Origin of the sequence: Hydrobacter penzbergensis (assembly GCF_900106985.1) — a bacterium.
Classification (GTDB): Bacteria; Bacteroidota; Bacteroidia; order Chitinophagales; family Chitinophagaceae; genus Sediminibacterium; species Sediminibacterium magnilacihabitans.
Window position 1 is genome coordinate 1 of sequence record NZ_FNNO01000028.1, and the last position, 9,147, is coordinate 9,147.

A 9,147-nucleotide genomic window follows, 5' to 3' on the forward strand; every position below is an offset into this window, starting at 1 on the left:
CACTGGAAAAAAGGCCTGGCGTTCCGTGTTCCATAAAAATGTGCTACCCCCACTTTTAAATACATCATAGACATGCAGGAGATCATAGACCAGTTCGGCGGTTATTTATACCAGTTGGGTTATGGTAACAAGACCCGGCAGTGCTTGTGTGCACAAGCTGCTGCATTGTTAACGTACTGCGAGGCAACGGATGTTACACAAATCACGCAAGGGCAGATAAAGGATTTTTACGAGTGGTTGTATAGTTGCCCGGGGAAACGTAAGGGTAGCAGTGGTTTAAGCGAAAGCACGATAGCGCATTATGTATATGCACTGCAACATTTTTTTTCGTGGCTGGAACAAACAGAGCAGATATGTTACAATCCCATCAGCGGCATTAAGTTTAAACAGCACCATAAAAACAGAAGAGAGCCGTTGAGTCGGGAACAGGTAGAAGCTTTGTTTGCAGCAGCAGGGAGTTTACAGGAGTTAGCAGTGCTGCATCTTTTTTACAGTTGCGGACTGCGCAGAAGCGAAGCCACACAACTCGATACGAGGGATATCCATTTTAAACAGCAGTTACTCTATGTGAGAGAAGGCAAGGGCGGCAAGCGAAGGGTGATACCACTGACCGAGAGGGTTACCCATGACCTGGAGAATTATTATACAAACCAACGCTGCCAGACAAAGCCCTTGCGTGTAAGTGATGAACCGGCGTTTATGCTGGGCAGCCGTGGCATGCGCATGAGCGGCGGCAGTTACCAGACCTTGTTTAAAAAGATCATGGCCAGGTGCGCGGATGCAGCACTGCCGGAAGGTATCACACTGCACCACCTGCGCCACTCTATTGCCACAGATTTAGTGCAGGGCGGTATGAGCATGCTCTATGTAAAAGATTTTTTAGGACACAGCAGTTTAGATACCACACAAGTGTATGCGAGAGCAAAGGCAGCGCAATTAAAATCATTGTAATATGGAAAGTGGATTACAGCGGTACCTGAGGCAGTATTATGCAGCCGGTACTGTAAGAGAATACAGCCGCGATATTGCGGCTTACCTATTGCATCAAAGCAGTGCAGAGCAGGCCATGTACAAAGACATTACGGCTTATATAGGTGCATTAAGAAGCAGGTACAGCAATGCCGCTACGATAAGAGGTGCTGTGTGTGCGATCAAAGCGTATTACAGTTACCTCTGCCACACAGGAATGCGTAAAGACAATCCCGCCAAAGCGATACGCTTAAAGGACAGGAGGAATAGTGATGTTCAATTACAGGATCTGTTTACTGCGGCAGAACTGGAAGCGATGCTGGAGCGCAGAGAACCTTATCACAGGTGGGGTTACCGCAACAAAGTGCTGGTGGGTTTACTTATCTACCAGGGCTTATGGCCACAGGAAATAGCAGCAGTAAGGGTGGAAGATGTAGACCTTACAGCGGCCACGGTATACATCAGGGCTACTACTAAAACGAGTGCAAGAACGCTGCCATTAAAAGCCAACCAGGTGTTGTTGTTTTATGAGTATATACACAGCATCCGTCCGAAGCTGATCAAGCAAGGAACCACAACAGACAAGCTGTTGATCGGCTTGCAGGGCAGGCCGTTACCCGCGTGGGCGATCAGTGTGCATATCAAGCGTTGTTATGGTACCATGTACCCGGGCAGGACAGTGTGTCCGCATACCATACGCCAGAGTGTGATCACGAATTTATTAAAGGCTGGCCACGACATCAGTGTGGTGCAGTTGTTTGCAGGCCATGTATGTGCAGCCAGTACGCAGCGTTACCAGCAAAGTGGAGTAGATAGTTTAAAAGCAGCAGTACACAGATACCATCCGATGAAATAAAAAAAGTGTAGCGATACTTAGGTAGCGTTTAAACTCAATACTAGAAGGTGTTGGCTAAGTAACATAATGGAAGTTATAGTAAAACCCTTCGGGCGTCGCTGCCCTCCGGGCTACGCCTTTTCCTATAACACCATTATGCTAAATAGCCAACGATCTGTTGTGCTGTCCGCTTCGCTGTACAGCAGGCCTGCGGCAGCAAGGCCCGGCTTCGCCGGATATTTTGTTTGTTTTGGTTGCTGCATGTTGAACCGGTTGTAGGAATGGCAGCAGCATATGCGGGCACCCGAAAGCTATCGCAGCCGCCGGGATCACGCCGCCACCCGAAACCCCCGCGTGGCGGCTTTGATATGCCCCATGTGTATTGATGATTACACGTCAGCAGTAGTACAAATCCCAGCGACAGAATATGTAATCATCAATACACATGGGGCGTTGCTTTTTTATCCCACCTTCAAAATAATACCCCTTCTATGCAGGAAATACTACTACTGAAAAAATACAGCAAGGTGTGTGTTTGATGACATTGTTGGCAAAACACGGGTTCACCATGCGTTCACCACGCGTTGCAGTGATATACTGCCATTAGTGTGCATCGTGGTAGGCAGGGCATTTTTTCTTTTTCAATTGAAATAAAAAAATCATGTATTTTAGGGGTAGAAGAAAGTTCTTTGACTGGCCGGAAGTGTGATAAGCGGGCAGTGGTACTAAAGCCAAAACTGGTGCAGAGAGCAACATTGATGTGTTCTTTGATAACCTGCAGGTGGTGCATAATAGAGGACCTTTAATTGAAGAAACGCATTATTACCCGGCTGGGTTAACGATGGCTGGCATTAGTAGTCGCTCGGCGATGAAACCGGAGAACAGATACAAGTATAACGGCAAGGAATTACAGCATCAGGAGTTCAGTGATGGTAGCGGATTGGAGTTGTACGACTATGGTGCCAGAATGCAAGACCCACAACTAGGAAGATGGTGGGTGATTGACCCGTTAAGTGAAAAATCAAGAAGATGGTCTCCGTACAATTATGCATTTGATAATCCAATCAGATTTATCGACCCTGATGGAATGTGGCCATTCCCTGTTAACATTCGTTCTTTTGCTCCGTATGATTGGTTTGGTGGGGGATTCATGGGTGACGGTAACAAGAGAGGTTACACCACCTCATCAAATGCGACAGCTCGTTTAAAACAGTCATTTACAGTTGACCCAACTAAAGGATCAGTTACAGAATTGCGGACGAGCTCTAATGGATCGTTTCATCCAATGTTAGGATATGATGTGGCAAAAGATGATAGAGGGAGCATAACGAATTTGAAAACTGTAGAAAATAAGGATGGAAGTACTACTACTTCTTTTACATCTAATATGGCAGGGCATAATCCACTAGTGAAAGGATCACCAGACATAGATGTCCATACAAACTTCAGTTTAACCGAGAATGATAAAGCCGGCACATTAAAAGTTAATGCAGTACAAACCGGCGATGCTTTTCCGGCAGCTGAAACAATGATAGCTGATACAAAGGGGAATCAATTATTTATAGGTGTAAGTCCAGCAAACGGGAACCCATATACAAGCCTGCCTGGCGACAATGATAGACCAATGATGCAGGCTAATTTTACTATCACAATGGATAAAAAGGGTGTGTTTACAGGTGTTCAGCAAGGCGATAAGAAATATACAACAGCTGAATGGAATAAGATGAATCAAAATAAACCAACAGTACAATAGTGAGATTATGAAAATTATAAAAACCAATTGGATAAATATTGTAGGCGTATTTATAGCAGTTTTCCTATATGCTATCGCATTAAATCTAATGGATGAAAATGCTTCCAGAAACATGCTTCAGTCAGTATTCGCGTCTTTAATATTAGTTTTTGGATATGGGATAATATTTTGGGGTTTGCTTATAGTATCATTGATAGTCTTGGACTTACTTCTTTTTATAAGAAGCCAAAATAATCTTAAAGCGAAATTGGTAATAGAATGGCTGATTATTAGCAGCCCATTTGTTTATTGGGCAATCAGATACAAGGAGTGGATATTTGTAGCGGCTATTGTAGCGCTTTTAATAACACAGTTATTAAGAGAGAAAAAAATACAAAAAGCGACTTCTTAAGTTCGATAAATAAATAATGCTTTAACAAGAGCCACTCCAACGGGGGTGGCTTTGTTGTTTACATTAGTGCTACATTTTTTTGGAAGAAGTCTTTGAACTTTTTATTGGTAAGCATTTTATCGATGAGTTTGAAGATGGTTTTTTTGTCTTCATCATCGAGTTGTTGAATGAGCCTCATTTGTTCCACTGCGGTTTTATCTTCGAGTACCACTTCCTGGGGCATGTCGCCATCGTAGTTAAGCAACTGATCGGTGGTCATGTTAAAGAGTTGCGCGATTTTTTGGAGTTCTGCCACGGTAAGTTCACGGAGCCCCTTTTCAATCTTGCTATACGTTGATTTATCCACGCCGATATGGGTGGCGACCTCTTTTTGCATGAGGTGTTTTTCTTCCCGGATGTTTTTAATGCTGTCTGCTAAACTCATGGCACAAAAGTAGTAATTAAAGCAACTTTTGGCATTATGTGGAAAATTGGTAAACATAATAGTGTCTAAAATAGAAACTATTTAGTAATTTAGCAGTAGAAAAATAAGAAACAAATATTTATGGCAATGAAAACGATCCGAAAAGCGAAGCTGCACTACAAGCACCGGGTAACGGGCGGTGATTGGAGCAAGCCGGGCAGGTGCCAAACGATCCCCTGGTTAAATGTGTGCGGGCTGTGGCTGGAACAGGCGGGCTTTAAAGTGGGTGACCCGGTAGAGATCAGGGTGGAAGAAAATATGCTCACCATTAAAAACTGTGCAGTCGATGGACATAGCAGCCATTAAGGAGCAATTACCGATCAGGGAAGTGTTGCAGCATTATAACCTGTACCCGGATAAACAGAACCGCCTGCGCTGTCCGTTCCACGATGACAGCACGCCGAGTTTACAGGTTTACTATAAAACGCAGACAGCGTATTGCTTCAGCAGTAACTGCGCCACGCACGGTAAGAGCATGGATGTGATAGATTTTATCATGCACCTGGAAAAATGCAGTAAGCATGAAGCGATTGAAAAAGCAAAGACACTGATCGGTGGAGATAACCAGCTGCAACGTTTAACCCGGCAGGCGGTGCTGACAAAAATGTTCAGCTATTTTAAGAATGCGGTGTACAACTCAAAACCTGCACAGGAGTATTTACAAGCGAGGTGTATTGACTACAAGCAAACGGAAGTGGGCTACAATGCCGGCCAGTTCCATCACGGCACAAGAAAGGACGAAGCGCTGATAAAGAGTTGTGTAGAACATGGATTATTAAGTGATGTTGGTAACAAAAGCCGCACGGGCGATACAGCGTATAATGTGTTTGGTAAATGGTGCATCGTGTTTGCACTCAAAGACAGCAGTAACCATGTATCAGGGTTATATTTTAGAAGTACATTAAACAACCAGGACCAGCGTCATTTTTATTTAAAAGAAAGAGCAGGTTTATATCCTAAATACCCCGCAACTGATACAAAGAAATTAATCTTCACCGAAAGCATCATTGATGCGGCCACCCTGCTGCAAATCCCCGCTATCACAGCGCAGTACAGTGTTTTAGCATTGTATGGTACCAATGGATTTACGCAGGAACACCAGGCAGCGATCCAATCATTAACCCAATTAGAAGAGATTGTTTTTTGGCTCAATGCCGATCAGCCAGGTGCGGAAGCTACCAGCAAACATGCCAGTGCATTACAATCCTTATATACGAAAGCGCGTATCAGTTGTGTAAAGATGCCGCAAGGTGAAGACATCAACAGTGTTGCGCAGGCGCATGATAACACGGATGTCTTTATTGATTTACTGGAACAACGAACAACGGATTTTTCTTTTTCAATTGAAAAAGAAAATAACAATGCCGGTGAGCAAAAAGAAAAAGCAAAGTTGTTTATAGAACGTGGTGCGCCAAAACACCCCGTACAATCAGCACTATCAACACCAACTGGTGAACTGGACAGCACGAACCCTTACAAGCTGCGCTACGAAAGCGATACAGCGTATTACTATGTACAGGGTGGACTACCGAAGACCACAGACAATATGAAGATCATGCTGGTGATCGAAGACAAAGCCAGCGGACAAAAAGCCAGGAATCGCATTGATTTATATGAAGACAAGCAGGTAGAGAAGCTATGCAAAGAGGTAGGCGAAAAACTATCCCTGCCAGCAGCTACACTGCAGGCCGATCTTTACCGGCTCACCGATTTATTGGAGCAACTGATAGAAAAGCAGCTGCAACAAACAAGGCCGTCCGAGCAGGCACTACCGGTATTAACGGCCAAGGAAAGAGAAGCTTTACAGCAGTTTGCCAGTAAACCCAAACTGATCAAACGCTTAAATGAACTGCTGGGTAAAGCGGGTATTGTAGGAGAAGAGAGGAACCGTATTTTTTTACTCATTATAGCCATCAGCCACAAGACGGCTGACACCCTGCACGCGCTGATACAAGGCAGCAGCGGCAGCGGTAAGACCAGGCTGTTAAAACAGGTAAGCGATTGCATGCCGCCCGAAAGTGTAACCAGGCTTACGCGATTAAGCGATAAAGTGCTGTACAACTTCCCGGAGAACTATTTTGTAAACCGTTTGCTGTGCCTGGAAGATATGGACGGTCTTAGCGAAGAAGCGGAGTTTGCATTAAGAGAGTTACAGAGCAACGGAGAGTTGAACAGCGCCACCAGTATCAAGTTGGAAAACGGCCAGATCACGAGCGGACAGAAAACAGTGCGTGGCCCTGTGGCGTCGTTAAGCTGTACGACACATGGCGAGTTGTATGAAGACAATATGGGTCGTTTGTTTTTGATTGCTGTGGACGAAAGCCAAGAGCAGACCGGGCGTATTATTGATTATCAGAACAGCGTAGCCGCAGGTGAAATAAACAAAGAGGAGGAAGAAAAGGCCAAACAGTTGATCCGCGATTTTATCCGGCTGCTGCGCCCTGAACGTGTAGTGAATCCCTTCGCGGGCAAGATACAACTGCCACCCGAGGCGCATAAGATCAGGCGGCTCAATGACCTGTTCCAGGGTTTTGTAAAAATGGTAACGATCCTCAACCAGTACCAGCGAACCAGGGATGCGAAAGGCAGGCTGGTGACGGAGGTAGCAGATGTTGAAACCGCCATAGCCGTGATGTTTGAAAGCATCGTGCTGAAAGTGGATGAACTGGATGGGTCGTTAAGACAGTTTTATGAGGCCCTGAAAAACTATTTACAAAAGCGGCACAAGGACAAATACCAGACGGCGGAGTTCAGCTTACGTGAGATCAGACAAGCCCTGAAAGTAAGCAAGACACAAGTGTTCCGTTATACAAATGACCTGATGCGATTAGAATACTTGCAGCAATGTGGTGGCTATGGTAATAAAGGATTTAGCTACCGGATCAGTTACTGGGATCATTACCAGGCCATGCGTGAAAAGATCAGAGCACACCTGGATGAACAGTTGCAGGCCCTGAAATCCGGAACGCTACGGAACACCAGTGGAACGCTGCAACCCGCATAAATACTGGAAAAAAGGCCTGGCGTTCCGTGTTCCATAAAAATGTGCTACCCCCACTTTTAAATACATCATAGACATGCAGGAGATCATAGACCAGTTTGGCGGTTATTTATACCAGTTGGGTTATGGTAACAAGACCCGGCAGTGCTTGTGTGCACAAGCCGGTGCGTTGTTAGCGTACAGCCAGGTAACGGATGTTACAGAGATCACACAAGGGCAGATAAAGGATTTTTACGAGTGGCTGTACGAATGCCCCGGCAAACGCAGGGGCAGCAGTGGTTTAAGCGAAAGCACGATAGCGCATTATGTATATGCACTGCAACTTTTTTTTACCTGGTTGGAACAAACAGAGCAAATACAGTATAACCCCATCAGCGGCATCAAGTTTAAACAGCACCATAAAAACAGAAGAGAGCCGTTGATCCGGGAGCAGGTAGAAGCTTTGTTCGCAGCAGCAGGAAGTTTACAGGAACTGGCGACACTGCATCTTTTTTACAGTTGCGGACTGCGCAGAAGTGAAGCGGCATCACTGGACACAAGAGATATCCATTTTAAACAGCAACTACTCTATGTGAGAGAAGGCAAGGGCGGTAAGCGAAGGGTAATACCACTGACGGCAAGAGTTGCCCATGACCTGGAGAACTATTACAGTAATCATCGCTGCCAGATAAAGCCGTTGCGTGTAAGTGATGAGCCGGCGTTTATGCTGGGCAGCCGTGGCATGCGCATGAGCGGCAGCAGTTACCAGACGATGTTTAAAAAGATCATCGCAAGATGTGCGGACGCATCACTACCGGCGGGCACGACACTGCACCACCTGCGCCACTCTATTGCCACAGATTTAGTACAGGGCGGTATGAGCATGCTGTATGTAAAAGATTTTTTAGGGCACAGCAGTTTGGATACCACACAAGTGTATGCGAGAGCCAGGACAGCGCAATTAAAATCATTGTAATATGGAGAGCGGATTACAGCGGTACCTGAGGCAATATTATGCGGCCGGTACGGTAAGGGAATATAGCCGCGATATTGCGGCTTACCTCTTGCATCAAAGTGGTGCGGAGCAGGCCATGTACAAAGACATTACGGCTTATATCGGCGCCTTAAGAAGCAGGTACAGCAATGCATCTACAATAAGAGGTGCTGTATGTGCGATCAAAGCGTATTACAGTTACCTCTGCCACACAGGAATGCGTAAGGACAATCCCGCCAAAGCCATACACTTAAAGGACAGGAGGAGTAGCGATATACAGTTGCAGGATCTGTTTACTGCGGCAGAACTGGAAGCGATGCTGGAGCGCAGGGAACCTTATTACAGGTGGGGTTACCGCAACAAAGTGCTGGTGGGTTTACTTATCTACCAGGGCTTATGGCCACAGGAAATAGCAGCAGTGAGGGTAGAAGATATAGACCTTACAGCGGCCACGGTATACATCAGGGCTGCTACTAAAACGAGTGCAAGAGCACTGCCATTAAAAGCCAACCAGGTGTTGTTGTTTTATGAGTACATACATGCCATCCGTCCGAAGCTGATCAAGCAAGGAACCACAACAGACAAGCTGTTGATCGGCCTGCAGGGCAGGCCCTTACCTGCGTGGGCGATCAGTGTGCATATCAAGCGTTGTTATGGTGCCATGTACCCGGGCAGGACAGTGTGTCCGCATACCATACGCCAGAGTGTGATCACGAATTTATTAAAGGCTGGCCACGACATCAGTGTGGTGCAGTTGTTTGC

Annotated in this window: 9 protein-coding genes; 8 read left to right on the forward strand and 1 reads right to left on the reverse strand. The window is 45.7% G+C overall.

Annotated features, from left to right (window positions below):
- Positions 1-72: 72 nt before the first annotated feature.
- The 4 genes from BLU98_RS17305 to BLU98_RS17320 all read left to right on the forward strand — a co-directional run bounded on the left by BLU98_RS17305 (position 73) and on the right by BLU98_RS17320 (position 3,948).
- Entirely contained in the window at positions 73-951 is an 879-nt protein-coding gene (locus BLU98_RS17305; protein ID WP_092727063.1) for a tyrosine-type recombinase/integrase, read from the forward strand.
- Position 952: 1 nt separating this feature from the next.
- Positions 953-1,825, forward strand: coding sequence for a tyrosine-type recombinase/integrase (locus BLU98_RS17310; RefSeq protein WP_092727064.1), 873 nt, complete (start codon positions 953-955; stop codon positions 1,823-1,825).
- 763 nt (positions 1,826-2,588) lie between these two features.
- On the forward strand, positions 2,589-3,557 hold the full coding sequence (locus BLU98_RS17315; RefSeq protein WP_257575095.1) for an RHS repeat domain-containing protein: 969 nt from the start codon (positions 2,589-2,591) through the stop codon (positions 3,555-3,557).
- Between the two features lie 7 nt (positions 3,558-3,564).
- Positions 3,565-3,948, forward strand: a complete 384-nt coding sequence (locus BLU98_RS17320) for a hypothetical protein (RefSeq protein WP_092727066.1) — start codon at positions 3,565-3,567, stop codon at positions 3,946-3,948.
- 58 nt (positions 3,949-4,006) lie between these two features.
- Here the strand turns inward: BLU98_RS17320 and BLU98_RS17325 are convergent, their stop codons facing one another.
- Positions 4,007-4,372, reverse strand: a complete 366-nt coding sequence (locus tag BLU98_RS17325) for a helix-turn-helix domain-containing protein (protein WP_092722932.1) — start codon at positions 4,370-4,372, stop codon at positions 4,007-4,009.
- A 126-nt stretch (positions 4,373-4,498) separates the two neighbouring features.
- Between BLU98_RS17325 and BLU98_RS17330 the strand changes: the two genes are divergently transcribed.
- The 4 genes from BLU98_RS17330 to BLU98_RS17345 form a co-directional block, all read left to right on the forward strand.
- A complete protein-coding gene (locus BLU98_RS17330) occupies positions 4,499-4,717 on the forward strand; it encodes a SymE family type I addiction module toxin (protein ID WP_257575096.1) in 219 nt (72 codons plus the stop codon).
- Positions 4,698-7,415, forward strand: a complete 2,718-nt coding sequence (locus BLU98_RS17335; protein ID WP_092727068.1) for an MTBMA_p00010-related P-loop-containing protein — start codon at positions 4,698-4,700, stop codon at positions 7,413-7,415. The genes BLU98_RS17330 and BLU98_RS17335 overlap by 20 nt, the downstream gene beginning before the upstream one ends.
- A gap of 73 nt (positions 7,416-7,488) precedes the next feature.
- Positions 7,489-8,367, forward strand: a complete 879-nt coding sequence (locus tag BLU98_RS17340) for a tyrosine-type recombinase/integrase (RefSeq protein WP_092727069.1) — start codon at positions 7,489-7,491, stop codon at positions 8,365-8,367.
- Position 8,368: 1 nt separating this feature from the next.
- The coding region (locus BLU98_RS17345) for a tyrosine-type recombinase/integrase (RefSeq protein WP_092727070.1) at positions 8,369-9,147 on the forward strand (779 nt) is incomplete at its 3' end.